Here is a 24,014-nt window from a genome sequence, read left to right on the forward strand (position 1 = left end):
ACCGGGCCTGCCCAGGCCTGCCGCTCGGACCTGCTCAGGTCATCAACGCCACGGCACCCGAGAAACTCAGGAAGGCCAGCACCGTGGACACCAGGATGATGCGGGCCACCCGCCCGCCATGCGCACCGAAGCGCTCGGTCAGCAGCGAGACATTGCTGGCGCTGGGCAGTGCGGCCAGCAGCACCAGGGCCACGAAGGCCTCCTCACCCAGCGGCAGGCCCAGCGCCATGGCCGCGCGGGCCACGGCCCAGACCAGCAGCGGATGGACCAGCAGCTTGGCCAGCGCGATGGGCACGTAATCGCGCGCGGCCACGCGCTCATGGCTGTTCATCTGCGAGCGCGCCAGCACGGCGCCTATGGTGAACAGCGCCACGGGCGAGGCCGCGCCCGCCAGCATGGCCACGGTGCGGTCGATGGGGCCGGGCAGCGTCCAGCCCGCAGCCGACGCCACTGCGCCCAGCACGATGGACCAGGGCATGGGGTTGGAGGCCATGCCCGCCAGCGCGCGGCGCAATGCCACCGTCACACCGTGCCCGCCCGGCATTCCGAGGCGCGACAGCGCAATGCACAGCGAGGTGGTCACCACCATGTCGATGGCCATGGTGACGATGACCGGGCCCGTCGCACGCTCGCCCAGCAGCGCCACCAGCATGGGCACTCCCATGAAGCCGGTGTTGGGAAAGGCCGCCACCAGCGCGCCGAAGGCCGCATCGTTCCAGCCCACGCGCCGCACGGTCAGCGCCACGGTGGCGCCCACCATCAGCAGCGCGCACGGCAGGTAGACCACGGAGACGCCCACATCCAGCAGTTGCGCGATCGGCGTCTGCGCGCCAAAGCGAAACAGCATGCAGGGCAGCGCGAAATACAGCACGAAGGCGTTGAGCCCCGGTATCGCCGCCTGCGGCAGCACGCCACGCCAGGTGGCTGCGAAGCCGCAGGCCACGAGAGCGAAGAAGGGGAAGGTGATCAGCAGGACGGACAGCACGCGGCGATTCTGGCAGCAAGCCGGCGCGTACGCTGCGCGCCCGTGGCGCACCGGTGACGGCGGGCGAAAAAAAACCTGCCGGAATCCGTCTCCGGCAGGTCTGGCGGCAAGAGCGCGGGCGCTCTCAGAGTGCCAGGTCCTTTTCGATCTCCTGCACCTTGCGGCGGGCCAGCGCCAGGTTGGAGCGGCTCTTGTCCAGCACCAGGTAGAAGAACACGCCTTCATGGGCGGCCACGGGCCGGATGACGTGGTACTGGTGGGTCAGGGTGATCAGGATGTCGTCGATGGCATCGTCCAGCTTGAGCATGCGCATGGTCTTGAGCTTGGCGCGCACCACCTCCGTGTTGCCGGCGGCGGCCAGCTCCATGTCGAGGCCGGAGCCCGCGCTGCCCATCAGCATGCCGCTGGTGCTGTCCACCAGGGCTGCGCACAGGGCGCCATCGATGCCCAGCAGGCCGTTCAGAGAATCATGTATCGAAGCCATATGCCACCTCTTTCAAATAGCAAGGGCAGGCGATGCGATGGACTCATCGCGCCCGCTCCTCGGGGGAGAAAACTCTTGAATCGGATACGGGGATCAGAGACGGGACAGATCGCCGGCCACTTCGCCCGCGGCCCACAGCGCACGTCCCAGCAGGGCGCTTTGATCGACCACCATGCACAGGATGGCCGGGTGGCTGCCGCCCACGGCCTGGAAAAGGACGGTACCCAGTTCGGTCTCGAAGGTCAGGCGGTGGCAGGACTTGTGGCCTATCTCGGCGGCCACGGCCTTTGCCATGGCCATCAGCGAGCCCGCCATGGCAGACAGGCGCTCCGTCGGCAGCTCGCTCTTGACCCGCAGGGCCGTGATCTCGAAACCATCGGGCGTGCACAGCAAGGCGATATGCACGCCCTCGAGAGGCGCCACCACGCGATTGAGTGCAACTTGGCCAGCTTCGATCACGGTGGAGGAAATCTGGGGATGCGTTGGTGTCTTCATGCCTGACTTTGCAAGGAAAGCAAGGAAACGAGCACCCCCAGCGCATCCAGCAACTGCTGCCGGTCACGGGGGTCCGCCTGGATGACAGGCACTATACCGCGACCTCGATCGGCCAAGGCGGTGCTGAACGCCTCCTGCTGTTGTTCGCTGGCGTCACGGCAACTGAGCAGCAGCACCTGGGGTTCGACCTCCAAGGTGGCGATCTCGGACAGGAGCTGCGCGGCATAGTCCGGCGCCGAGGCATCGCGCACATCCACCATCAGCAGCACGCCCACCGAAGCATTGAGCACCCAGCGGCGCACGAAGTCGAAGCGGTCCTGGCCCGGGCTGCCCACCAGCTGCAGCCGCATTCCCTCGCCCAGATCGATCTCGCCGAACTCCGCGCCCACGGTGGTGAACTCCTTGGAATGGGCGGCCCGGTCGAGATTGGGCACATCCGTTGCGGCCATCAGCGCTCCGCACAGGCTGCGCAGCGCCGTGGTCTTGCCGATGCCCATGGGGCCGATCAGGCTCACCCGCACCAGTCCCGCACCGGGCTGGTCGCTCATCCACATGCTCATGCCTGCCCTCCGCGGCGTATCCAGCCGGTCAGCCGCTGCACCCACTGGCGCGACAGGCCTGGCGCCACGGCAGTGGCAGCCCCGTGCGCCTGCGCGCGGTGGCCGCCCAGCGGCGTCGGATCGTCCGCACGGGCCGGCCTCAGGCTGCAATCGAGCGTGCCGCGCAGCCGGGGGTGGCGCAGCAGCTCGGCCACGGCGGCAGGCGCCATGCCGCTGTGCTCGCACAGTGTGGCCACATCCATCGGGCCACGGCACAGCATGGCCAGGGCCCGCAGGGATTCGGCACTGTTCCAGGGCGCGGGCAGCGCCACCCAGGCCTTGAGCCGGAATTGATAGCGGCAGCCCTCAGCCTGCTGCCGAAGGTCATCCAGCGCGCGCACCAGGGTCTGCGAGGACGCCACCTGCTGGCGCACCGTCCAGTCCATGAGAAAGACGGCGGCCCGGTCCAGCATGTCGATCAGGTCGGAGAGCGTGAAATCCAGATCCAGATAGGTGGCCAGGCGCTGGGGCGTGCGTTCCAGGTGCTGCCCCTGGGGCACACCGCCCACATAGACCACGCAAGGCAGCCATCCGGCCGCCTCGGGCACGGGCAGGCTGCCGTCCACCACCAGCACCTGGGCGCTGACCAGGGGCACCTGCCGCCAGCCGCGCAGCGACTTGCGGGACGCCACGGCAAACAATGTCTCAAAACGCTGCTTGAGCAGCGGCGACCACAGCTCGGCAGCCAGGCCAATCTCATCGGTAGTGCGAGCCAACTTCAACGCCTCCCCGGATAGCAGCGGGAAATGAACAGATCGAGGTCGCCTGGAGCAAATATAGGCGAGCACTGATATTTTCGATAGTTTTCGCTCAACGATCACACCCATCAATGTGAACTTTTCTATCGGTGGCTGTACAGCCACAGACAGCTCCCCGCGGGTCGCGAGATTTGTCGCCGAATTCCAAGGGTGCTTACACCTGCCCGGACGGCCCCGATCCCCGAAGCGGTATGCTCCCGCTTCCCTCACTTTCACGCCTTTCCCCGCGCAACGCACCCATGTCCGCAGGACTCAATCTGGCCCAGCTCCAGGCCGTCCACTACACCGAAGGCCCCTGCCTGGTCCTGGCCGGCGCGGGCTCGGGCAAGACACGCGTGATCACGCACAAGATCGGACGCCTGATCGAGACGGGCATGGCGCCACGGCGCATCGCAGCCATCACCTTCACCAACAAGGCAGCGGCCGAAATGCGCGAGCGCGCAGCCGGCCTCATCGGCCGACAGGCCAAGGATGTGCTGGTCTGCACCTTCCACGCCCTGGGCGTGCGCATGGTGCGCGAGGACGGCCATGTGCTGGGCCTCAAGCCCCAGTTCAGCATCCTGGATGCCGACGACGTGACGGGCATCCTCAAGGACTGCTCGGGCGGCACCACCGACCTGGCCACGGCGCGCCAGTGGCAATGGACCATCAGCAACTGGAAGAACGCCGGCTGGGACAGCCGCAAGGCCCTGGCCATGGCCCAGGACGACAACGAACGCAGCACGGCGCTGATCATGCAGCGCTACGAAGAGCGCCTGACCGCCTACCAGAGCGTGGACTTCGACGACCTGATCGGCATGCCCATGCGCCTGCTCAAGAACCACGCCGAGGTGCGCGAGAAATGGCAGCGCCTGCTGGGCCATGTGCTGGTGGACGAATACCAGGACACCAACGCCACGCAGTACGAGCTGCTCAAGCTGCTGGTGGGCAGCCGGGCCCACTTCACGGCCGTGGGCGACGACGACCAGAGCATCTACGGCTGGCGCGGCGCCACGCTGGACAACCTCAAGAAGCTGCCGCTGGAGTTCCCGCAGCTCAAGGTGATCAAGCTGGAGCAGAACTACCGCTCCACCTCGGCCATCCTGCGTGCGGCCAACAACGTGATCCAGCCCAACCCCAAGCTCTATCCGAAGACGCTGTTCTCGGAGCTGGGCGAAGGCGAGCCCGTGCGCATCGTGGACTGCGACACCGAGGAGCACGAGGCCGAGCGCGCCGTGGCCCGCATCCAGAGCCTGCGCGCGGCCAGCAACCCGCCGCCGGACTGGAAGGATTTCGCCATCCTCTACCGCGCCAACCACCAGGCCAAGCCCTTCGAGAAGGCCTTGCGCAAGGCCAACATTCCCTACAAGGTCTCGGGCGGCACCAGCTTCTTCGACCGCGCCGAGATCAAGGACCTGTGCGCCTGGTTCCGGCTGTGGATCAACAACGACGACGACCCCGCCTTCCTGCGCGCCATCGGCACGCCCAGGCGCGGCATAGGCCACACCACGCTGGGCAAGCTGGGCGAGTTTTCCTCGCAGCACAAGCTCAGCATGTTCGGCGCCCTGTTCGCGCACATGCTGGAAGCGGCCCTGCCCAAGAAGGCGCATGACAGCCTGCTGGAGTTCGGCCGCTACATCAACGACCTCGAATACCGCGCCCGCCACACGCTGGGCGCCGAGCAGTCGCGCGGCTTCATGCTCGACTGGCTCAAGGAGATCGGCTACGAGCAGTACCTCTACGACAGCGAGGACAGCGAATCGGTGGCCGCCGCGCGGTGGAGCAACGTGCTGGAGTTCTGCGACTGGATGGCCCAGCGCGCCGGCGGCCAGATCGAGGATGCGGCGGGCACGACCACGCACACCGAGGTCAAGAGCCTGCTGGAGGTGGCGCGCAACATCGCCCTGCTGTCCACCATCAGCGAGCGCGAGAAGGAGCAGGACATGGTCATCCTGTCCACGCTGCACGCCTCCAAGGGCTTGGAATGGCCGCATGTGATGCTGGTCGGCGTGACCGAGGGCATGCTGCCCTTCAAGCTCGACGACGACGATGGCCGCCAGCAAAAGGTCAGCGACGAGACCGCCCAGCGCCTGCAGGAAGAGCGCCGCCTCATGTACGTGGGCATCACGCGCGCCCGGCGATCGCTGGCCGTGAGCTGGACCAAGCGCCGCAAGAAGGGCCGCGAGATGGTCTCCACCCTGCCCAGCCGCTTCATCAAGGAAATGGGCCTGGACGCCGCCACCTCGCGCGAAGACCCGCGCGAGAAGCTGCGCCAGCTGCGCGCCGAGTTCGCGCTCAAGGCACAGCAGTCCACGCCCGCCGACTCCTGATTCCCCGAAAGACACCGCATGCGTTTTTACCGCCCCGTTCTCAGCCTGGCGCTGGTGGCCGTGACCGCCGCCTGCTCCAGCACCGCCTTGCAGCCCACCGCACAGCCCACCCCACAGTCCACCGCCCAGACCAAGGCCGCACCCAAGGCCGCCCGCACAGCCTCCGCACAGCCCCCTCTCTCATGCCCCGAGGGCGAGGAAATGAAGGACAGCCAGCTGCAGGGCGAATGGACCGGCACGGTCGAAGGCCAGGCCCAGCCCGTGCGCCTGCAGCTGGGACCGCACCCCCAGTGGAAGGGCAACGTCAAGGGCACGATCGCGCGCGGCGCAGACACCCGGCCCATGGTCGGCGACGTGGCCGATGACCACATCACGCTGGAAGAAAGCGCCGACGGCAAGCGCATCACCGCCACCTGGCTGGGCGATGTCGTCGAAGGCAGCTGCGCCCGCGAGATCCGCGGCAACTACCTCGAAGGCGAGGATGCCGCGCCCCGGCCCTTCGTGCTGCGCAAGCTCGCGCCCTGACCGGCCCCCGAGCCTGCACACGAGCCCCCTGCTGCCTCTTCACTCATTACCCCTTACTCTTCGCTCCTTCCATCACCGGACCCCTGCCATGACGAATCCTCCACACCTGGATCGCCGCAAGCGCCCAAGCCGCACGCCGACACCCCTGCAGTGGGCCCTGGCCATGGGCCTGGGCGCCACGCCCTGGCTCGGCGCCCAGGCGCAGACAGCGCCCCGCCCCCTGTCCGAGGACGCCTGGCGCCAGTGCGCCGCCACCACGGACAACCAGTCTCGCCTGGCCTGCTTCGACACCTGGGCACAGCAGCAGCAACCGCTGACCGCGCCGCCAGCCACCGGCTGGAGTGCTCCGGCCGCCAGCGCCGCAGCCGATCCTGGCGCCCTGCCCACGCCCGCCCCCGTGGTGACGGCCGACAGCGGCCAGGGCCTGGCGCTGCCCACCACCCCCACCAACGGCGGCTGCCGCGACCCGCGCTACAGCGAGCTGTCGCGCTACTTCGAGCTGGAACCGGGCAGCGACTGCGGCACCTTCAGCTTCCGCGGCTATCGGCCCATGTCCGTGTCCGTGGTGACGGCCGACCATGTCAACCGGCAGCCCACCACGCCCGGCAAGGACCCTGCGCAGTCGCAGCCCTACAAGACCGAGGAAATGCGCGTGCAGCTGTCGGTGCGCACCAAGGTCGCCCAGGGCCTGCTGACCGGCAGCACCTCGGCGGGCAAGGACTCGCTGTGGGTCGGCTACACCCAGCAGTCGTACTGGCAGCTGTTCAGCCCCGCCATCTCGCGGCCCTTCCGCAACACGGACCACGAGCCCGAGATCTTCTACGTCTACCCCACCGATGCCCGGCTGCCCTTCGGCTGGCGCTGGCGCTACAGCGGCGTGGGACTGGTGCACCAGTCCAACGGCCAGAGCGATCCGCTGTCGCGCAGCTGGAACCGCTGGTATCTGATGACCGGCTTCGAGCTGGACAACCGCTGGCAGCTGCACGCCAAGGCCTGGCAGCGCATCCGCGAAAGCGCCGAGCACGACGACAACCCGCGCATCCAGGACTACATAGGCCGGGGCGAGGTGAAACTGGGCTGGAACGTCAATGCGCAGAACTATCTGGGCTTCACTGCGCGCGGCTCGCTGGGCCAGGGCCGCGGCTCCGGCCGCGTCGAATGGCTGCGCACCCTAGGCGAAGGATGGAACGGTGGCAAGAGCAATTTGCGCCTGCATGTCCAGCTTTTCAGCGGATACGGTGACAGCCTGATCGATTACAACTACAAGCGCACCGTGCTCAGCGTGGGCTTCAGCCTTCTGGACTTCTAGAAGGCCGGCCCTCGCGGGCACGCTTTGCCGCTTGCCCTTCGCGGGGAAGCCCCGCCCCGCTGGCTGCATTGCCAGCGGCCGGGGCCATGCGTCAGAATGCGCCGATGCCCCGGGCCTTTCCACACAGGCCCGGAAACCCGCCCCAGAACGAACCGCGGAGGTCCGCCATGGATTTGCAATACCAGCTCAAGGCCGGCAGCTACTGCCTGTACGACATGCGCGAGACGCCCAGTGCCATCACGGGCGAGCGCCGCTGCCGGCTCAGGACCGAGCTGGTGGCCATTGCCTTCGACCTGGTCACGGGCCAGGTCCATGAGCATGGCTCGCCCACGCGCATCCATGCCTGGGCGCTGTGCACGCGCAGGCGGCTGCGCGCGGCCGGCGACTGGGACCAGGCCGACAGCATCGTCGTGGTCTCCGGGCCCCTGCCGGTGGATGAGATCAACAAATGCCTGGGCATACGCGGCTACTGCCGCCGCATGTTCCAGCGTCTGGCCAGCCTGCCGCACGGCAAGCTGCAACCCCACGCGCATGCGCACGCTCATGGTGCCTACGGAGCTTACGGCGCCCATGCAGGCCGGCACCAGTCCCATCAGGGCCAGCAACGGCGGGCCGCCTGAAAGCCCGCGCGCGCCCGGCACCCCCTCACTCGGGACCCAGGTCCTCTTCCCCTTCTTCATCGTGCGGCTCGGCATGCTTGACGATGGTCACGGGCAGCCGGCTGTTGCGCGCCACCTCGCGCGAGACCGAGCCGATCAGCACGCGCCGCAGGCCGCCCTGGCCCAGCGCGCCGATGATGATCTGCTCGCAGCCCGTGCTCTCGGCAATGTCGGCCAGCGCGGCGGCGGGCTCGCCCAGGCCGATCTCCACCTCGTAGGAAATGCCGGCCGCCCGCACCAGGGCCACGGCCGGCGCCACCAGGTGCATGCCGGCGTCCACGCTGGCGGCGGCGATCATGTCCGAGTCCTGCGTGGCCAGCTCGAACAGCGAGGCCTCCTGCTGCACATGGGCCAGCACGAAATGCGCCTGCAGGCCCTGGCGCACCAGGGAGATGGCGTGGTGCACGGCATCCAGCGAGGGCTCGGACCCATCGACGGCAATCATGATCTTCAGCATGCGGACCTCCTTTTTTGTAGCTGGCGAATCGCAACCACCCCAGTGTAGACGCGGGCCGGCTAAGCCAGACGGGCTCCGGGGACAGTCACGGAGCGTCCGACACGCACATGCGGCCATCTGGGACAATGGAGGGCTATGCTGCAATTCGACCTGCTCAAGACCGATCCCTCCAGCCACGCGCGCCGCGGCCAGCTCACGCTCAACCACGGCGTGGTGCAGACACCCATCTTCATGCCCGTGGGCACCTATGGCACCGTCAAGGGCGTGATGCCGCGCAGCCTGCAGGAGATGGGCGCGCAGATCATCCTGGGCAACACCTTCCACCTGTGGATGCGCCCGGGGCTGGACATCATGCAGAGCTTCGGCGGCCTGCACGGCTTCGAGAAGTGGGACAAGCCCATCCTCACCGACTCGGGGGGCTTTCAGGTCTGGAGCCTGGGCGCCATGCGCAAGATCACCGAGGAAGGCGTGCACTTCGCCAGCCCCGTCAATGGCGACAAGCTGTTCATGTCGCCCGAAGTCAGCATGCAGATCCAGACGATCCTGAACTCGGACATCGTCATGCAGCTGGACGAATGCACGCCCTACGAGACCAACGGCCACAAGACCACCGAGGCCGAGGCACGCAAGAGCATGGAGATGAGCCGCCGCTGGGCCAAGCGCTCCAGCGACGAATTCCAGCGCCTGGGCAACCCCAACGCGCTGTTCGGCATCGTGCAGGGCGGCATGTACGAGAACCTGCGCGAGGAATCGCTGCAGGCCCTGGTCGAGATGGACTTCCCCGGCTACGCCGTGGGCGGCGTCTCGGTGGGCGAGCCCAAGGACGAAATGCTGGCCATCATGGCCCACACGCCGCACCGCCTGCCGGCCCACAAGCCGCGCTACCTGATGGGCGTGGGCACGCCCGAGGACCTGGTGCAGGGCGTGGCCGACGGCGTGGACATGTTCGACTGCGTCATGCCCACGCGCAATGCGCGCAACGGCACCATCTTCACGCGCTATGGCGACCTGAAGATCCGCAATGCACGCCACAAGACCGACCACCAGCCGCTGGACCCCAGCTGCACCTGCCACGCCTGCGCCGGCGCCAGCGGCGTGAGCTGGGAGCAAGGCGGACGCGACGGCTTCTCGCGCGCCTACCTGCACCACCTGGACCGCTGCGGCGAGATGCTGGGCCCCATGCTCACCACCATCCACAACCTGCACTACTACCTGAACCTGATGCAGGAAGTGCGCAACGCGCTGGAGGCCGGCAACTTCAGCGAAATGCGCGCGCGCTTCAAGGCCGAGCGCGCTCGCGGCGTCTGACGCCGCAGCGTCAGCGGTTCCACTCAGGTCGCCATATCCTTGAGCGACCAGGACACGCCGGTCTCGAAGCCGGCGCGCATCTCGTCGGCCACGCGCTCCAGCTCGTCCAGAAACAGGCGCATGGCGGCCGCCCTGGTGTAGCCGATGCGCTGGTACAGACAGCTTGGCAGCTGTGCTCCTGCATCGTGCAGGGGCCGCCAGAGCAGGCGGCCGGCCGCCACATCCTCGGCCACGTTGTCGGGCACCAGGAATCCCAGGGCCGTGCTGCCGGCCACCAGGCGCCGCACCATGGGCACGGAGCTGGTCTCCACCAGCGGCCGCTGCTGGTGCAGGGCTGCGCTGTCCATCTGCTCCAGCATGCTGCGCAGCTCCATGCCCGGCGCCATCAGGATCAGCGGATAGGCCACGCAATCGCGCAGGCGCAGCAGGCGCGGCTCGGTGGCCAGCGGATGGCCGGGGGCCATCACCGCGCCCAGCGGCTGGGGCCAGGCCCGCACCTCCTGCACGCCGGGCGGCGGCGGGCGGCGCAGGCAATAGGCCACATCGATCTCGCCCTGCGCCACGCCGCGCAGCAGCTCCTCGCCCGTGCCCGAACGCACGCTGAAGGTGATGCCCGGATAGCGTGCATGCAGGCTGGAGATCACCAGCGGCAGCAGGTACTCGGCCGTGGCATGCGACACACCCACGCGCACATGGCCCCGGCGCAGGGCGCGCAGGTCCTCCACCTGGGCCAGCGCGTTGTCGAAGTCACGCTGGCTGCGCCGCACGGCCGCCAGCATCAGCTCCCCGGCGGTTGTCAGCTGCATGCCGCGCGGCAGGCGGTCGAACAGCGGCACGCCGACCTGGGCCTCCAGGTTGAGGATCTGCTGGTTCACGGCCGCCGCCGTCAGGTGCAGCGTGACGGCGGCCTTGCGCACCGAGCCACGGCGCGCCACCTCGTCGAAACAGCGAAAGGCCTGGGAGATTGCGGGCATGGCGCGGAGTGTAAATTTTTATCTGACACCTCATCCAAAACAAACAGCTATTCCTGACGCTTGCGACTGCCTACAGTGGCGCTCATTCCCCGCCCTCCTTTGAAAGCAGCCCATGGCAAGCACCGTAGACCAAGTCACCCAGCGCCGCCGCGGCGTCGGACTCATCGCCCACGACCCCGCCCTTTCGGCCGGCGGCTACACCCTGATCGCGCCGCAGACGGCCGACGGCCATGTCTACCTGGTGGACGTCGAGGGCCGCGTGGCCCATGAATGGAAACTGCCCGTGCGCGCGGGCCGCCATGCCGTGATCCTGCCCAACGGCAACCTGGGCTACAACGGCAACCATCCCCGCTCGCCCGACCGCTATGCGCCGTGGTCCATGTGGCACGGTGGCGATTTCTACGAGGTCACGCCGCAGGGCGAGATCGTCTGGCGCCACGAGGACCCGGACCACCACCATGACGCGCAATGGCTGCCCAACGGCCACCTGCTCTATGCCGCCTGCGCGCCCGTGCCCGAGGGCTTTGCCGAGCGCGTGCCCGGCGGCACCGCGCACGGAACCGGCGAGGTGATGTACGGCGACGTGATCCGCGAGGTGGACCGCAGCGGCCGCCTGGTCTGGGAGTGGAAGGCCTGGGAGCACCTGGAGCCCGAGGATTTCCCCATCCACCCGGGCTTTGGCCGATACCACTGGCCGCTGGTCAACGGGCTGGGCGTGAGGGCCGACGGCAGTGTGCTCATGAGCCTGCGCACCACCTCCGGCATCATCGCCGTGGACAAGGCCAGCGGCGCGGTGACGCTGCACATTCCACCTTCCGTGGTCTCGCACCAGCATGCGCCCGTGGCACTGGCCAACGGCCACATCCTGGCCTTCGACAACGGCAACTTCCGCGAAGGCGCCCACGTGGCCTTCTCGCGCGTGGTGGAGATCGATCCGGCCGACCACCGCGTGGTCTGGAGCTACCAGGACGAGATGGTCAACGCCTTCTACACCGCCTTCATGGGCAATGCCCAGCGCCTGTGGAACGGCAACACCCACATCACCGAATCGGCCACGGGCCGGCTCTTCGAGGTCACGCCTGCGGGGGAAGTGGTCTGGGAATACATCCTGCCCTGGTTCGCCGAGTATCCCGATGCCGCAGCGCGCCGCACCGGCCCCGGCCGGCTCAACAGCGTGTTCCAGACCTGGCGCTACCACGCGGACCAGCTGCCCTGGCTGGGCGCTGCCGGGAGGCTGGCATGAGCCTCAACCGCAGGCAACTGGCGGCCTGGATGCTGGGCGCGCCCTGGCTTGCGCCGGCAGCCCGCGCCTCCACGGCTGGGGCCGACGCCTGGCCCAGCCAGCCGCTGACCGTGGTGGTGCCCTTCTCGCCAGGCGGCAGCGTGGACGTGGCCGCACGCCTTGTCATGCCGAGGCTGGCCGAGCGGCTGCACCAGCCCGTGGTCATAGAGAACACGGTGGGCGCCTCGGGCACCATCGCCACCCAGCGTGTCATCAAGGCCCGGCCCGACGGGCACACCGTGCTGTTTGGCGTGGCCAGCTGCGTGCTGATCGCGCCGCTGGTCTCGCCAGAACGCTTTCGCTATGACGGCCTCAGGGAGCTGCTGCCCGTGGCGCCCGTGGCCTCTTCGGCCTTCGTGCTGGCAGGCCGCCCCGACCTGCCGGCCGCCACGGCGGCCGAGCTGGTGCAGCTGTCACGCCAGCAACCGGGCCGGCTGACCGTGGGCACCGACGGCGTGGGCACCAGCCTGCACCTGACGGCCGAAATGCTCCAGCAGCAGGCCGGCCTGTCATGGACGCATGTGCCCTACAAATCCGGCCCGCAGGCGCTGACCGAGCTGGCAGGCGGGCAGATCGACCTGGCCGTGCTGCCCGTGGCCCTGGTCCAGTCCTTCGTGCGCGAGGGCAAGCTGCGCGGCCTGGGGGTGACATCGCGCCAGCGGGCCGCCACCTTGCCGCAGACACCCAGCCTGTCGGACACGGCGGTCTGGCAGGCGTTCGATGTCGAAGCCTGGCAAGGCCTGCTGCTGCCAGCCCGCACCGATGCCCGCATTGCAGAGCGCCTGGCCCGGGAGACCGCCGCCGTGCTGGCCGAGCCGGAACTGGTGCGCAAGCTGGCCGAGGCCGGCTTCAAGCCCATGGTCATGGAGCAAGCCCAGTTCACCGCCCACCTGCAAAGGGAGAGAAAGCTGCTGGAGGCCACCGTGCAGGCCGCCCGCCTGCAAGGCACAGGCTGACCCGGCCAGGCCAGGCCAGGCCCGGCCAGGCCTGGCCTGGCGCTGCTTGCGGTGCTACTGCAGGGCGCCGGGCGAGACAAACGAGAGGCCGGCCATCTGCACCAGGGTCCGGCCCCGGGTCAACGGGTAGGAGGGCGAAGGAGACAACGCGCGCGGCTGCAGCCGGAAAAAGGCCTTGCCGCCACAGCGCTGGCCCAGCATCTCGAACTCGGCGCCTTCCAGGCGGCAATCCACCTGCAGGCCCGGTGCGGGCTCATGGGCGATGCCAGACAGCTGCGACAGGCGCTGCAGCGCATCGGGCTCGGGCAGCACGGTGGTTTCGGCGCTGCCATCGACATGCTGGACATGCACGGGCCGGCCAGCCAGGACCTTGAGCGGATACACCAGTTCCAGGCCCGCCCGCCCGGCGCGCAGGCCCCGCTGCAGGCCGCCGTCGACATCCCCCTGGGCACGCGCCCAGCACGTGAAGCTCAGTCCGCGCGCCGAACCCACGATGCGCACGCGCCAGGCCAGGCTCAGCTCCTCGCAGTCCACCACCGTTTCGTAGAAGGCCTCGAAGCGGCCGGCCCGCTCGCGCAGGCTCAGTTCGCCCGCGCCATGCACACAGCGGTCACCTTGTCCGTCGCGCGCCACAAAGGCCATGGAGCGCAGGATGTCGACGCCGCCATAGCGGACATTGCGCAGGCCGCCGTCGGCCAGTTCGGCGCGGAGCGGGCCGGCCTGCAACTGGCGGGGGCCGGACTGCAGATGCCTATCCCAGCCTTGCGCAGACACCACGATGCCAGCGCCCTCGGGCCCGTTGCCGGCGATTTCAGCGAACCATTGGTTCATATTTGCACCCTTGTCCATTCCGAGCATGGATGCCGATGCTATGGACGATCGGTGCGCATGAATAACGATGTTTTCTGTCACTCGTCGTGAGCTGCACTCACAAGCGGTCAGGCATTCCGGCATCAGTCCGGGGGGCCGGGGCGCCGCTCAAGGCCTGCGGGGCCTGTTGCGGCTCCAGCACCGTGCAGTTGCGGCCCTGGGCCTTGCCTCGGTACAGCGCCGCATCGGCGCGCGCGATGGTGGCCTCCACCGATTCGCCCGTGCGGTACTGCGCCGCGCCCAGCGTGCAGGTGACGCGGGCGCCATCGCCCAGGGTGTGCGTCCACGGAGCCTCGGCAATGCGCAGGCGCAGGCGCTCCAGCAATTCGCCGGCCTGGGCAAGGCCGGTGTCCGGCAGCACCAGCAGGAATTCCTCGCCGCCATAGCGGCCCACGCCATCTGTACTGCGCAGCTGCGACTTCAGCAGCGCGCCGAAAGCGCGCAACACGCGATCGCCGCCTTCATGGCCAAAGCTGTCGTTGATGCGCTTGAAGTGATCTATGTCCAGCAACGCCACGCACAGCACCTCGCCACGCTCCTGGGCGGCGGTGCGCACTTCGTGCAGCCGCTCCATCACGCCGCGCCGATTGCTGACGCCGGTCAGGTCGTCATGGCGCAGCAAGGCCTCGATCTGCGCCAGCGCAGCGGCCAGCTTGTCATTGGCGATGCCCAGCCGGTACTGCATGCTGCGAAAGAAGGTCGCCTGCACGCTGCAGCGCACCACGGCCCCCAGCACCACGCCGAAGGCCAGCAGCTGGCCCGCAGCCGTGTCCGTGGTCATGCGCATCAGCGGACCCCGCCAGCAGATGATGGCGGCCACGGCAACGAGGGTGCCTATCCACGTCAGCCAGAAGCTGGTGCGGCTGCGCGCGAGAAAACCGTCGGCGCTGAAGGCGATCAGCATCACCATCGACTGGAACGCCAGCGCGGGTGCCGCCATGACCATGCCCAGCACGCCGATGATGGACACCAGCTGGTGCGTGAGGAACATGCCCGGATCGCGCAGCTTGTGGCACCAGTCGCTGGCATAGGCCCAGGTGATGAAGCCCATGCCGGCCGCCACCCACAGTCCATAGCCCAGCACCACGGGCCAGGGCGCGTAGCCGGCCCATGCATGGCCCAGGAACAGCAGCAGCGCATAGAGATGGCTGAGCAGCACGGAGATGTGCAGCTGCCAGGTGCGGCGTTTCCAGCGCTCCAGGTGCAGCGCCTCGTCCACCAGCGGTGACGCCGGCTTCGGCCCCCAAAGGAGGCGGTCGGGAAGATTCCGGGAAATGGAGGAAAGCACGGGCATGCAATGAAGCGCGGCGGGCCGGCGGCCCCGATGGGCGCCCATTGTGACCGCATCCGGGAAATCCCGAGGAGCGCGCTCCCCCGCAGGGGATGAACAGGCCCTATCGCAGGCTGTGCGTCTAGGACGCGCGCGGCGGCCGCACATCCTCGGCCACCACGATCTGGTTGCGCCCGCAGGCGCGGCCATGCAACAGGGCTGCCTCGGCCCGCTGCACCAGCCGCTCCGAGGTCTCGCCCGCCTGGAACTCCGCCACGGCCAGGGTCAGGGTCAGCGGGTCCTTGTCGGGATCGGGGATGGGCGTTTCGCTCCAGCGCTGCTGGCGCACACCCTCGCGCACGCGCTGCAGTGCCCAGACGGCCTGGACCGAGGCGGTATCGGGCATCACCAGCATGAAGGTGTCGTCGCGGTAGCGGCCTATGCCGTCCACGGTGCGCAGATGCGTGACCAGCAGGCCGCTGAGCATGAGCAGCACGCGGTCCTGCAGCGAGGGGCCCTTGTAGGCCTGGTGAACACCCACGCGCTCCACCCACGGGTCCAGCTCCAGCAGCACCACGCAAAACGGCTCGGGCTTGCGGGCATGGCGTTCGCGCAGGCCATCGACGACATCCATCAATCGCGCGTAATTGGCCACGCCGGTGAGTGTGTCGCGCCCCGTGGGCAATTGCAGCGAGCCCACGCGTTTTTGCAACTGCTGCACATCGTCGGCCAGTTGGCCGCAATAGCTCGACAGCTGCGCCAGCTCCTCGGTGTACTGGCGCTGCATGCGGCTCAGCGCCTGCCACAGCGCCAGCGCATGCACGGCCAGCGGCAGCAGCACGCTGGCCAGCCACAGGATGCGCACGGCGACCGGGCCCGGCGCCATCTGCGGCATGGGCCTGGCCACCACCACGGCGCAGAGCATGGCCAGCATGGCGCACAGCACCACCACCTGGCCCGTGGGCAGATGCAGCGCCTGCTCGCGCTCGCCATCCCAGGGCAGCCAGGCGACGGCCGCCAGCCACAGCAGGGCACAAGCCCAGGCCAGGGTCGGCTGCCATGCCGCCAGCAGCAAGGCCATCGTGGCCTGTATCCAGCCATGGCCGCGCAGCGTCCGGGTCAGCGGCAAGCCGGCTGCATGGCAGCGCCAGATCCAGGCCATGCCGGCCAATGCCGACAGCGCGGCGTAGGCCGCCCATGCTTTCCATGAAGAAGGGCCCGCCAGCACATGACCTGCCAGAAGGGCCGCCCCCACGGCCCAGGCCGCAAGGGGAAGGACATGGGCGGACCCGCCGGCCGGTGGGTGGGCGGGTTGCGCTGGCGTGTGTTGTGGGGGATACGGCAGCTGGCGTGACATGGCATCCTCGCTGAAGACATCTGCGCCCCGGCCGAGCGCGCAAGCCATGGTGTACCACAACCCCGTGCAGCTTCAAGGGGCTTGGAGCCCCTGACGGCCAGGCCGGCTCAGCCTGGCGCCGGCCCGGGCTCCTGCGCCCGGGGCAGCACCGCGCCCGCCTTCCTGCTGTGGCCATCGGCCTGGGTGCCGCAACTGTGGCAAAAGCGTACAAAGGCGCTCTTGCGGGTGTTGCAGCTGCCGCAGCGGTCGAACAGGCCGATGCCGCAGTGGGGACAGAAGTCGATGGCGCCGTCCTTCAGATCCACGGGGCGCTCGCAGCCCGGGCACACGCCCTTGGCCAGGCGGGCCAGGGCCACGTCGTAGCCCAGTTCCTGGCGCCGCTGCGTCTCCGGCAGCGATTCCTGCTGCTTTTGCCTTTCAAGATAGCGGTTCAGGCCCAGGATGGCCGCGCGCCCCAGCAGCACCGTCACCACGATACCGACCACATAGCGCACGTAGCCGCCGTAGTCGGGCAGGTACGGCACAAGTTCAACGAAGAAAGCGAACAGCGCAAAGAAGATGAATCCCCAGACGAAGGGCCACCAGGTGCTCTTGCGCTGTTTGGCGAACAGCCAGCCGGCCGCCAGCAGCAGCGGCAGGGTCAGCGCCAGGCGGTAGAGAAAGACACGCAGCTCGACGGCGCGCATCTCCGTGCGCCAGGCCTCCATGGCCCCGTCGCGCAGATCGTCCCATTGGCGGTTGGCCGCGTCCAGGCGCTGCCGCGCCCGCAGGCTCGTATCCTGCAGCCGCTCCACGGAGGCGCGGGCGGTGTTCTCTTCCTGCTTGATGGCATCGAGCGCCTGGGTGCGCGACAGCAGTTCGCTGTCCTGCTCGGGCCGGGCGGTGGCACGGCGCGTGGCCACCCAGTTGTCGAAGGTCTCGCGCGCCGAGCGGTAGCGCGACTGCGCGGCCTGGTACTTGAGCCGTGCGTTCTCCAGCGCCGTTTCCGCCTTGTCGTGGTCGGCATCGGCGGCCTTGATCTCGGCCTTCACGGGCTCGGCCGCCTCGGGCGCGATGAAGTCCTCCACCGTGCGCGGCGACTCGACCTGGGGCAGGTCGCCCACCACCAGGCCGCCCAGGCCGATGAGGAAGGACGCGAACACCACCGCCACCAGCCACAGGCCTCGGCGGAACCATTTCTCGGGCAGACGCAGGGCCTTGCTCATGGGGAAACTCCTGTTTCAGTGGCCTGCGGCCGAGGAAGACCGCAGGCGGAGGAAGAGCCGGTCCGGCTCAGGGCAGCACGCGCACCGGACCCGCCAGCTGGCTGCGCTGCAGCCACTGCGTCACCGACTCCACGGTCACGGTCTCTATGCGGCTGGCATAGCGCTTGTCGTTGGGATGGTCGTCGAAGGCGATGTTGGCGGCCGTCACGCGCCCGCCCAGCCGCGACAGCGCGCGGATGACCAGCACGCCCGGCTCGTAGCCCTTGAACTGCAGCCAGGCCTGGGCCTGCTGGCGCCGCTGCACCGTGGCCGGCTCCATGGCGGCGGCCAGGGTTTCGGTGGCCCACTGGTTGGACTGCTGGTAGCGCTGGCCCCAGGCATAGCTGACCATGCTGTAGGGCTCGTGCTGCAGGCGCAGCACGGTCTGGGGCTGGGTCAGAAAGGTCCACAGCGCCTGCTGCACGGCGGGCGTGGGCACCTGAACGCCGGCCTCGTAGCGCCACAGGTCGTCCAGAAAGAACTCGCCCAGGCCCTGGCGGTAGACATGGCCGCCGGCCGTGCCGCATTCGTTGAGCTTGTGCGCCACGCGCCAGGGGCCTTCGGGGGTCCTGTAGGCCCAGCCGTAGTGCGAGTAGTGCAGGTCGTACTTGCTCAGGTCCTGGCCCACGCGCGCCAGCAGCACGACACGGGTGCCGTTCTTCGCGTACTCGGCATCCAGCGCCTGCGAGGTGCGCTGGGCAAGGTCCAGCCCCTTTTGCAGGGACTGGGGCGTGAGGGGCTTGTCCTCGCAGCTGCGCCCTGCATGGGCCGTGCCCAGCGCGGCGGCCAGCAGCAGGCCCAGGCAGGCGGCACGGGCTGCAGGGGAAGGAGAAAGCAGCGGTTTCATGGCGGGCATCACAGGCGTTCGTTGTGCAGCAGGGCCTTGCCCATCTCGTTGGGGATGAAGGCCAGCACCTTGCCGGCCGCCGAGATGATGACGCCCGTGCCGATCACGCTGCAGGTCAGCACCGTGCCCACGGCGTAAGCCGAGGCGGAGGCGCCCCGCCCCACCACCTCTACGCTGGCCTGGGCGCCGTCGGAGGCACGCTCCAGCAGGTAGACCGTGCCCGTGGCCGAGGCCTGCACCGCCTTCACGGTCAGCACCGCGCCGCCCACCGACAAAGCGGCAGGCACGGCCACCACGGCGCCAGCGGCCGCCGAAGCCACCGAAGCCGTGCCCACCACGGAGGCCACGGGCAGCATGGACAGCGCCACCGAGGCCTCGCTTTGCGCATGGGCAGGCGCCATGGCCAGGGCTGCGCACAGCGCACCAGCGGCCAGCAGGGCACGCGGCAGGCGCGTGAAAACGGATTGGTTGACCATCATTGCTTGGACTCCTGGAAATGCGGGGAAGGGGTGGACATCACTCGGCGTCGGCCGGTTGCGCGGCCTCGCGGCGGCCATGCATGCGGGCCTGCGCCAGGTCGGCCTCGTGGCGGTCACGCAGCATCTTGGCCAGCGTGAAGGCGGTGGTGATGAGATAGAGCCAGCTCACGCCCAGGAAGGCCTTGTAGGTCACGTTGATGTCCATGCTCACCAGCCCCCAGCCGGTCAGCGCCATGGACACGGCAAAGCCGCCCCAGACCACCAGCTTCCACATGGGCGTGTCGCCTGCGCCGCTGCGGCCGCCCTCGTTGTCCCGCACGAACTTGGCCAGCACGAAGGCGGCCGAGAGGCAGAACACATAGCCCATCACCATGAAGGCCTGCTCCAGCTGCTCGCCGGGCAGCCATGCCAGGCCGATGGCGCACAGCGAGACCGCAATGCCGAACGACACCCACACCTGCAGTTGCCAGGCCCGGGTATCACGCTGAACGACGATGGGAGAAGAGGACATTTGCCGAGGTGCCCCTCAAGGGCATTGGTTGAACACGGGACGCATGGTGCCCAGACGTAACTTGCGTGTCTGCATTCAACCGTAACAGTGGCCAGACACAGGCCATCGAGTATCTTCAAACGGTACTTTTCAAGTTTTTGACTGTTGTTTACACCCCAAAAAGTTCCTGCATGTGACACCAGCACACAGGACATCGGGCACGGCACCTGGGCGACAGGAACCCTGCGGCGCGCCACAGACAATGCGCCCACCCCGGCTGCAGTGCAGCGGGCAATCGCACGTTCGCCACGCTGATTGATGGAGATCTCCCATGACCAAACCCTTTGACCTCGTCGTCCACGGCGCCACCGGCTTCACGGGCCGGCTGGTGGTGGAGTACCTGCTCAGGCGCTACCCCGCAGGCAGCGGCCTGCGCTGGGCCATGGGCGGGCGCAATGCCGCCAAGCTCGCGGCCGTGCGCGACGAGCTGGGCGCGCCCGCCGATACCCCGCTGGTGGTGACCGACACCGGCAATCCCGCAAGCCTGCAGGCGCTGATGGAGCAGGCCCGCCTGGTGCTGACCACGGTGGGCCCCTACCAGCTCTACGGCAACGAACTCGTGGCCGCCTGCGCCCGCGCCGGCGTGGACTATGTGGACCTGTGCGGCGAGCCAGCGTGGATGCGCCAGATGATCGATGCCCACGAGGCCGCAGCCCGGGCCAGCGGCGCGCGCATCGTGTTCTCCTGCGGCTTCGATTCCATTCCCTTCGACCTGGGCGTGTTCATGCTGCAGCGAGAGATGCAGGCCCGCTTCGGCCAGCCCGCCCAGCGCGTGCGGGGCCGGGTGCGCAAGATGAAGGGCACTTTCTCGGGCGGCACGGCCGCCAGCCTCAAGGCCACCATGGCGGCGGCCGCCGCCCAGCCGGGCGTGCTGGAGCTGCTGCGCAATCCGTTCTCGCTCACGCCGGGTTTCGAGGGCCCGCGCCAGCCGTCCGGCAGCAAGCCCATGGTGGACGAGGTGCTGGGCCTGTGGGTGGCGCCCTTCGTGATGGCGGCCATCAACACGCGCAACGTGCACCGCTCCAACTTTCTGCTGGGCCATGCCTATGGCGCCGACTTTGTCTACGACGAGATGATGGTCACAGGCGCGGGCGAAAAGGGCGAGGCCCTGGCCAACGCCGTGGCGGCCGACAAGTCGCTGGGCGCGGACGACGGCCCCAAGCCTGGCGAGGGGCCATCGCGCGAAGAGCGCGAATCGGGCTTCTACGACGTGCTGTTCATCGGCACCGACGCGGCTGGCCACAGCCTGCGCGTGGGCGTCAAGGGCGACCGCGATCCGGGCTACGGCTCCACGTCCAAGATGATCACCGAGGCCGCCGTCTGCCTGCTGCAGGACGCCCCGGACACGCCCGGCGGCATCTGGACCACGGCGCCTGCCATGGGCGACGCGCTCATCGCCAGGCTCAAGGCCAATGCCGGCCTGAGCTTCACGGTGGAGGAACAGAGCCCCTCTTAAGCCGCCAGCAGCCGCTGCACGCGCTCGCGCAGCAGCGCGGGCTGCACCTCGGCCTGGGCCATGGGCTGGCCCACGTTCAGGCCCACACGGTTGAACAGGCCACGGCGGAAGGGCCGCACCATGGCGCCGCCCTGCTCGATACGGCTGAAGTACGAGCCCCAGAGATTGGTCAGCGCCATGGGGACCACGGGCACCTGCAGGCCATCGGCCTGGGCGCGCTCGATGATCTTCATGATGCCGCCCCGGAACTCCTGCAGCTGCCCGTCGCGCGTGATGCCGCCCTCGGGGAAGATGGCCAGCAGATCACCCTCGCGCAGCACCTGGGCGGCGCGCTCGAAGGCAGCCTCGTAGGTGGCGGGATCTTCCTTCTGGGGCGCGACGGGGATGGCCTTGGCCAGGCGGAACAGCCAGCCCAGCACGGGCACGCGGAAGATGCGGTGGTCCATCAGAAAGTAGATGGGCCGGGGGCTGGCGGCCATGAGCAGCACGGCATCGACAAAGCTCACATGGTTGCAGGCCAGGATGGCCGCGCCGGTGGCCGGAATGTGCTCGTCGCCCTGCACCTTGAAGCGGTACACGAAGCGCGAGGCCACCCAGGCCACGAAGCGCAGCAGGTACTCGGGCACCAGCAAGAAGATGTAGGCCGCCACCACGGCATTGGCAATGCCCGTGATCAGGAATACCTGGGGAATGCTGAAGCCCGCCGCCAGCAGCGCGCCGGCCAGCACGCTGGAGGCGATCATGAACAGCGCGTTGAGGATGTTGTTGGCCGCGATGATGCGCGCGCGGTGCGTGGGCTGGCTGCGCATCTGGATCAGCGCGTACATGGGCACGCTGTAGATGCCGGCCGACAGGGCCAGCATGCCCAGGTCGGCCATCACGCGCCAGTGCGCGGGCTGGGCAAAGAAGGCACCCACGCCCATCAGCTCGGAGGCCGGCAGTGCGCGCGAAGCAAAGAACAGGTCCACGGCGAACACGCTCATGCCGATGGCGCCCAGCGGCACCAGGCCGATCTCCACATGGCGGCGGCTGAACACCTCGCACAGCAGCGAGCCCGTGCCAATGCCCACCGAGAACACCACCAGCAGCAGCGAGGCCACATGCTCGTCGCCATGGAGCACCTCCTTGGCAAAGCTGGGGAACTGGGCGAGGAACACGGCGCCGAAGAACCACATCCAGCTGATGCCCAGCAGCGAGCGGAACACGGCGGGCTGCTCTCGGGCCAGCTGCAGGTTGCGCCAGGTTTCGGTGAAGGGGTTCCAGTTGATGACCAGGTGCGGATCGGTGGCCGGCGCATTGGGGATGAACTGCGCAAAGATCCGCCCGATCACCGCCAGCGCCAGGCAGGCCACGGCCACCTGCAGATGGCCGACCTCGGGCACGGCCACCAGCAGGCCGCCGGCCACGTTGCCCAGCAAGATGGCCACGAAGGTGCCCATCTCCACCATGCCGTTGCCGCCCGTCAGCTCGCGCTCGCTGAGCACCTGGGGCAGGTAGGCGAACTTCACGGGGCCGAACAGCGTGGAGTGCAGGCCCATCAGGAAGACGCAGCCCAGCAGCAAGGGCACATTGGCCTGGATGAAGCCCCAGGCGGCCAGCGCCATGATGGCGATCTCCAGGTTCTTGACCAGGCGGAACATGCGCGTCTTGTCCCACTTGTCCGTCAGCTGGCCCGAGGTGGCCGAGAACAGCAGGAACGGCAGGATGAACAGCGCCCCGATCACCAGCCCCGCCATGGCCGAAGGCAGCCAGGAGACGCTGAGCTGGTAGGTCACCATCACGGTGAGCGCGAACTTGAACAGGTTGTCGTTGGCCGCCCCGGAAAACTGCGTCCAGAAGAACGGCGCAAAGCGCCGCTGGCCCAGCAGGGCGAACTGGTTGGGGTGCTCGTGCGCGGCCGATGGCACGGCGCCGGCCGTTGCGGTGGGGGCAGACGGGCTGCCGGTCTCTTGCTGGAACATCTTGTCTTCCCTCAACGGTTGGTGGCGCCGCCGTGGCCGCACGCATCGGCGCACATTGTGCCCGTACTGGTCATGCGCGCCGTGCCGGCCGCACGCAGCGCGGCGATCACGGGCAGGGCGGCGGCCGCCGCCACCACATGCTTGAGGCTGTGGCCGGACACCAGCCCGCCGGTGGCCTCGAAGACGGCCGCATCGCCCCACTCCAGCAGCTTGGCCGCGCCATACCAGGCAATCACCACGCCCAGGCGCAGCGCCAGCGCGCCATGGCGCGGCGCCACGCAGGCCAGGCCCAGCACCGCCAGCATGCCGCCGCCCTGCACCAGCGCCCAGGGCAGCAGGTTGCCGCCATGCAGCCAGACCAGCACCGAGGCCACGGCGGCGACCAGCATGGCCACCGCGGCACGCACGGCCACGCGGTCGGCAATGCGCGATTGCAGCGCCAGCCCCAGCATGCCGGCAAAGGCCATGGACATGCCCAGCCGGTCGCCGGCCAGGGTGGCATCGTGGGGTGCCCAGTGGTAGACGGACGAGCCTATGGCCGAACACGCCAGCCCCGTGAAGAACAGCGCGGCCAGCCAGCGCAGGGCCGGCGCCAGCGCTTGGCTACGCCGGTCCAGCAGCAGGCGCGCGCCCGCCACGGCGGCCCAGGCAAAGCCCAGGTTGCTGAGCACATCCAGCGCATGGGGCAGCGCCCCCCAGGCACGCTGATCGGCAAATGCGTGAAAGTCCTGCGGCTGCGGCACGGCGGGGCCAAGCCAGGCGGCCAGCAGCAGCAGGGCAGCGCCCCAGTACAGCGCGCGCAGGGCGGCGGCCGGTGAAATCGATACGGATGGCATGTGTTGCTCCTCGTGAAAAGTGAGGCGGAGTGTGGCGAGCCATC

General features: G+C 68.7%; 24 protein-coding genes. 8 read left to right on the forward strand and 16 right to left on the reverse strand.

Features of this window, described 5'->3' with window-relative positions:
- Window positions 1-34: 34 nt before the first annotated feature.
- From ACF8ME_RS10505 to ACF8ME_RS10525, 5 genes are all read right to left on the reverse strand, one after another.
- Entirely contained in the window at window positions 35-985 is a 951-nt protein-coding gene (locus ACF8ME_RS10505) for an AEC family transporter (protein WP_392416339.1), read from the reverse strand.
- A gap of 124 nt (window positions 986-1,109) precedes the next feature.
- Entirely contained in the window at window positions 1,110-1,469 is a 360-nt protein-coding gene (locus ACF8ME_RS10510) for a hypothetical protein (protein WP_016450375.1), read from the reverse strand.
- Between the two features lie 93 nt (window positions 1,470-1,562).
- Entirely contained in the window at window positions 1,563-1,964 is a 402-nt protein-coding gene (locus ACF8ME_RS10515) for a hypothetical protein (protein ID WP_016450374.1), read from the reverse strand.
- Window positions 1,961-2,524 carry an ATP/GTP-binding protein gene (locus tag ACF8ME_RS10520; protein WP_392416340.1) on the reverse strand — a complete coding sequence of 188 codons (564 nt, stop codon included), beginning with the start codon at window positions 2,522-2,524 and terminating at the stop codon, window positions 1,961-1,963. Before ACF8ME_RS10520 ends, ACF8ME_RS10515 begins: the two co-directional genes overlap by 4 nt.
- A complete protein-coding gene (locus tag ACF8ME_RS10525) occupies window positions 2,521-3,279 on the reverse strand; it encodes a hypothetical protein (RefSeq protein WP_016450372.1) in 759 nt (252 codons plus the stop codon). Before ACF8ME_RS10525 ends, ACF8ME_RS10520 begins: the two co-directional genes overlap by 4 nt.
- A 281-nt stretch (window positions 3,280-3,560) precedes the next feature.
- Here ACF8ME_RS10525 and ACF8ME_RS10530 point away from each other — a divergent pair, with 281 nt between their 5' ends.
- The 4 genes from ACF8ME_RS10530 to ACF8ME_RS10545 all read left to right on the forward strand — a co-directional run bounded on the left by ACF8ME_RS10530 (window position 3,561) and on the right by ACF8ME_RS10545 (window position 8,084).
- Window positions 3,561-5,630 (forward strand): ATP-dependent helicase, encoded by a 2,070-nt coding sequence (locus ACF8ME_RS10530; RefSeq protein WP_392416342.1) that lies wholly within the window; start codon window positions 3,561-3,563, stop codon window positions 5,628-5,630.
- 18 nt (window positions 5,631-5,648) lie between these two features.
- The gene (locus tag ACF8ME_RS10535; RefSeq protein ID WP_392416344.1) at window positions 5,649-6,155 is read left to right on the forward strand and encodes a hypothetical protein; all 507 of its coding nucleotides are present in this window, start codon (window positions 5,649-5,651) and stop codon (window positions 6,153-6,155) included.
- Window positions 6,156-6,243: 88 nt separating this feature from the next.
- Window positions 6,244-7,464 (forward strand): phospholipase A, encoded by a 1,221-nt coding sequence (locus ACF8ME_RS10540; protein ID WP_047219272.1) that lies wholly within the window; start codon window positions 6,244-6,246, stop codon window positions 7,462-7,464.
- Window positions 7,465-7,631: 167 nt separating this feature from the next.
- Entirely contained in the window at window positions 7,632-8,084 is a 453-nt protein-coding gene (locus ACF8ME_RS10545) for a hypothetical protein (RefSeq protein WP_012202483.1), read from the forward strand.
- 25 nt (window positions 8,085-8,109) lie between these two features.
- Here ACF8ME_RS10545 and ACF8ME_RS10550 read toward each other — a convergent pair whose 3' ends face one another.
- On the reverse strand, window positions 8,110-8,580 hold the full coding sequence (locus tag ACF8ME_RS10550) for a universal stress protein (protein ID WP_034397960.1): 471 nt from the start codon (window positions 8,578-8,580) through the stop codon (window positions 8,110-8,112).
- Window positions 8,581-8,715: 135 nt separating this feature from the next.
- On the opposite strand from ACF8ME_RS10550, the gene tgt reads away from it, so the two are divergent.
- Window positions 8,716-9,888, forward strand: a complete 1,173-nt coding sequence (gene tgt / locus ACF8ME_RS10555) for a tRNA guanosine(34) transglycosylase Tgt (protein ID WP_046988757.1) — start codon at window positions 8,716-8,718, stop codon at window positions 9,886-9,888.
- A gap of 23 nt (window positions 9,889-9,911) precedes the next feature.
- On the opposite strand, the gene ACF8ME_RS10560 is transcribed toward tgt, so the two are convergent.
- On the reverse strand, window positions 9,912-10,862 hold the full coding sequence (locus tag ACF8ME_RS10560; protein ID WP_016450365.1) for a LysR family transcriptional regulator: 951 nt from the start codon (window positions 10,860-10,862) through the stop codon (window positions 9,912-9,914).
- Between the two features lie 112 nt (window positions 10,863-10,974).
- Here ACF8ME_RS10560 and ACF8ME_RS10565 point away from each other — a divergent pair, with 112 nt between their 5' ends.
- Together ACF8ME_RS10565 and ACF8ME_RS10570 are read left to right on the forward strand one after the other, a co-directional pair.
- Window positions 10,975-12,105 (forward strand): aryl-sulfate sulfotransferase, encoded by a 1,131-nt coding sequence (locus ACF8ME_RS10565; RefSeq protein ID WP_212646624.1) that lies wholly within the window; start codon window positions 10,975-10,977, stop codon window positions 12,103-12,105.
- Window positions 12,102-13,100, forward strand: coding sequence for a Bug family tripartite tricarboxylate transporter substrate binding protein (locus tag ACF8ME_RS10570; RefSeq protein WP_392416346.1), 999 nt, complete (start codon window positions 12,102-12,104; stop codon window positions 13,098-13,100). The genes ACF8ME_RS10565 and ACF8ME_RS10570 overlap by 4 nt, the downstream gene beginning before the upstream one ends.
- 54 nt (window positions 13,101-13,154) lie before the next feature.
- Here the strand turns inward: ACF8ME_RS10570 and ACF8ME_RS10575 are convergent, their stop codons facing one another.
- From ACF8ME_RS10575 to ACF8ME_RS10605, 7 genes are all read right to left on the reverse strand, one after another.
- Entirely contained in the window at window positions 13,155-13,931 is a 777-nt protein-coding gene (locus ACF8ME_RS10575; protein WP_017406527.1) for a hypothetical protein, read from the reverse strand.
- Window positions 13,932-14,028: 97 nt separating this feature from the next.
- Complete coding sequence (locus ACF8ME_RS10580) at window positions 14,029-15,189, reverse strand: diguanylate cyclase (protein ID WP_227740886.1); 1,161 nt, start codon at window positions 15,187-15,189, stop codon at window positions 14,029-14,031.
- A gap of 193 nt (window positions 15,190-15,382) precedes the next feature.
- A complete protein-coding gene (locus ACF8ME_RS10585) occupies window positions 15,383-16,402 on the reverse strand; it encodes a GGDEF domain-containing protein (protein ID WP_227472683.1) in 1,020 nt (339 codons plus the stop codon).
- Between the two features lie 302 nt (window positions 16,403-16,704).
- Window positions 16,705-17,802: a serine endopeptidase gene (locus ACF8ME_RS10590; protein WP_392416348.1), complete on the reverse strand. Its 1,098-nt coding sequence runs from the start codon at window positions 17,800-17,802 to the stop codon at window positions 16,705-16,707.
- A gap of 67 nt (window positions 17,803-17,869) precedes the next feature.
- Window positions 17,870-18,688, reverse strand: a complete 819-nt coding sequence (locus ACF8ME_RS10595; protein WP_016450358.1) for a DUF2145 domain-containing protein — start codon at window positions 18,686-18,688, stop codon at window positions 17,870-17,872.
- A gap of 8 nt (window positions 18,689-18,696) precedes the next feature.
- Window positions 18,697-19,167 (reverse strand): hypothetical protein, encoded by a 471-nt coding sequence (locus ACF8ME_RS10600; protein ID WP_016450357.1) that lies wholly within the window; start codon window positions 19,165-19,167, stop codon window positions 18,697-18,699.
- 37 nt (window positions 19,168-19,204) lie between these two features.
- Entirely contained in the window at window positions 19,205-19,678 is a 474-nt protein-coding gene (locus ACF8ME_RS10605; RefSeq protein WP_012202471.1) for a YiaA/YiaB family inner membrane protein, read from the reverse strand.
- Between the two features lie 310 nt (window positions 19,679-19,988).
- Between ACF8ME_RS10605 and ACF8ME_RS10610 the strand changes: the two genes are divergently transcribed.
- On the forward strand, window positions 19,989-21,173 hold the full coding sequence (locus ACF8ME_RS10610) for a saccharopine dehydrogenase family protein (protein ID WP_392416349.1): 1,185 nt from the start codon (window positions 19,989-19,991) through the stop codon (window positions 21,171-21,173).
- On the opposite strand, the gene ACF8ME_RS10615 is transcribed toward ACF8ME_RS10610, so the two are convergent.
- Window positions 21,170-23,134: an MFS transporter gene (locus ACF8ME_RS10615; RefSeq protein WP_392416351.1), complete on the reverse strand. Its 1,965-nt coding sequence runs from the start codon at window positions 23,132-23,134 to the stop codon at window positions 21,170-21,172. The genes ACF8ME_RS10610 and ACF8ME_RS10615 overlap by 4 nt on opposite strands.
- 11 nt (window positions 23,135-23,145) lie before the next feature.
- A complete protein-coding gene (locus ACF8ME_RS10620) occupies window positions 23,146-23,970 on the reverse strand; it encodes a hypothetical protein (protein WP_202759428.1) in 825 nt (274 codons plus the stop codon).
- Window positions 23,971-24,014 lie beyond the last annotated feature (44 nt).

Origin of the sequence: Delftia sp. WSY_7, assembly GCF_043104845.1 — a bacterium.
Lineage (GTDB): Bacteria > Pseudomonadota > Gammaproteobacteria > Burkholderiales > Burkholderiaceae_C > Comamonas > Comamonas tsuruhatensis.

Bases quoted from the DNA above. Each gene is read 5' to 3' on its own strand.
- ACF8ME_RS10530 (WP_392416342.1), top strand. From the start codon at position 3,561: ATGTCCGCAGGACTCAATCTGGCCCAGCTCCAGGCCGTCCACTACACC.
- ACF8ME_RS10610 (WP_392416349.1), top strand. From the start codon at position 19,989: ATGACCAAACCCTTTGACCTCGTCGTCCACGGCGCCACCGGCTTCACG.
- ACF8ME_RS10590 (WP_392416348.1), bottom strand. From the start codon at position 17,802: ATGAGCAAGGCCCTGCGTCTGCCCGAGAAATGGTTCCGCCGAGGCCTG.
- ACF8ME_RS10515 (WP_016450374.1), bottom strand. From the start codon at position 1,964: ATGAAGACACCAACGCATCCCCAGATTTCCTCCACCGTGATCGAAGCT.
- ACF8ME_RS10540 (WP_047219272.1), top strand. From the start codon at position 6,244: ATGACGAATCCTCCACACCTGGATCGCCGCAAGCGCCCAAGCCGCACG.
- ACF8ME_RS10570 (WP_392416346.1), top strand. From the start codon at position 12,102: ATGAGCCTCAACCGCAGGCAACTGGCGGCCTGGATGCTGGGCGCGCCC.
- ACF8ME_RS10585 (WP_227472683.1), bottom strand. From the start codon at position 16,402: ATGGCCTGGATCTGGCGCTGCCATGCAGCCGGCTTGCCGCTGACCCGG.
- ACF8ME_RS10595 (WP_016450358.1), bottom strand. From the start codon at position 18,688: ATGAAACCGCTGCTTTCTCCTTCCCCTGCAGCCCGTGCCGCCTGCCTG.
- ACF8ME_RS10510 (WP_016450375.1), bottom strand. From the start codon at position 1,469: ATGGCTTCGATACATGATTCTCTGAACGGCCTGCTGGGCATCGATGGC.
- ACF8ME_RS10560 (WP_016450365.1), bottom strand. From the start codon at position 10,862: ATGCCCGCAATCTCCCAGGCCTTTCGCTGTTTCGACGAGGTGGCGCGC.
- ACF8ME_RS10545 (WP_012202483.1), top strand. From the start codon at position 7,632: ATGGATTTGCAATACCAGCTCAAGGCCGGCAGCTACTGCCTGTACGAC.
- ACF8ME_RS10550 (WP_034397960.1), bottom strand. From the start codon at position 8,580: ATGCTGAAGATCATGATTGCCGTCGATGGGTCCGAGCCCTCGCTGGAT.
- ACF8ME_RS10535 (WP_392416344.1), top strand. From the start codon at position 5,649: ATGCGTTTTTACCGCCCCGTTCTCAGCCTGGCGCTGGTGGCCGTGACC.
- ACF8ME_RS10520 (WP_392416340.1), bottom strand. From the start codon at position 2,524: ATGAGCATGTGGATGAGCGACCAGCCCGGTGCGGGACTGGTGCGGGTG.
- ACF8ME_RS10615 (WP_392416351.1), bottom strand. From the start codon at position 23,134: ATGTTCCAGCAAGAGACCGGCAGCCCGTCTGCCCCCACCGCAACGGCC.
- ACF8ME_RS10575 (WP_017406527.1), bottom strand. From the start codon at position 13,931: ATGAACCAATGGTTCGCTGAAATCGCCGGCAACGGGCCCGAGGGCGCT.
- ACF8ME_RS10605 (WP_012202471.1), bottom strand. From the start codon at position 19,678: ATGTCCTCTTCTCCCATCGTCGTTCAGCGTGATACCCGGGCCTGGCAA.
- tgt (WP_046988757.1), top strand. From the start codon at position 8,716: ATGCTGCAATTCGACCTGCTCAAGACCGATCCCTCCAGCCACGCGCGC.
- ACF8ME_RS10600 (WP_016450357.1), bottom strand. From the start codon at position 19,167: ATGATGGTCAACCAATCCGTTTTCACGCGCCTGCCGCGTGCCCTGCTG.
- ACF8ME_RS10620 (WP_202759428.1), bottom strand. From the start codon at position 23,970: ATGCCATCCGTATCGATTTCACCGGCCGCCGCCCTGCGCGCGCTGTAC.
- ACF8ME_RS10565 (WP_212646624.1), top strand. From the start codon at position 10,975: ATGGCAAGCACCGTAGACCAAGTCACCCAGCGCCGCCGCGGCGTCGGA.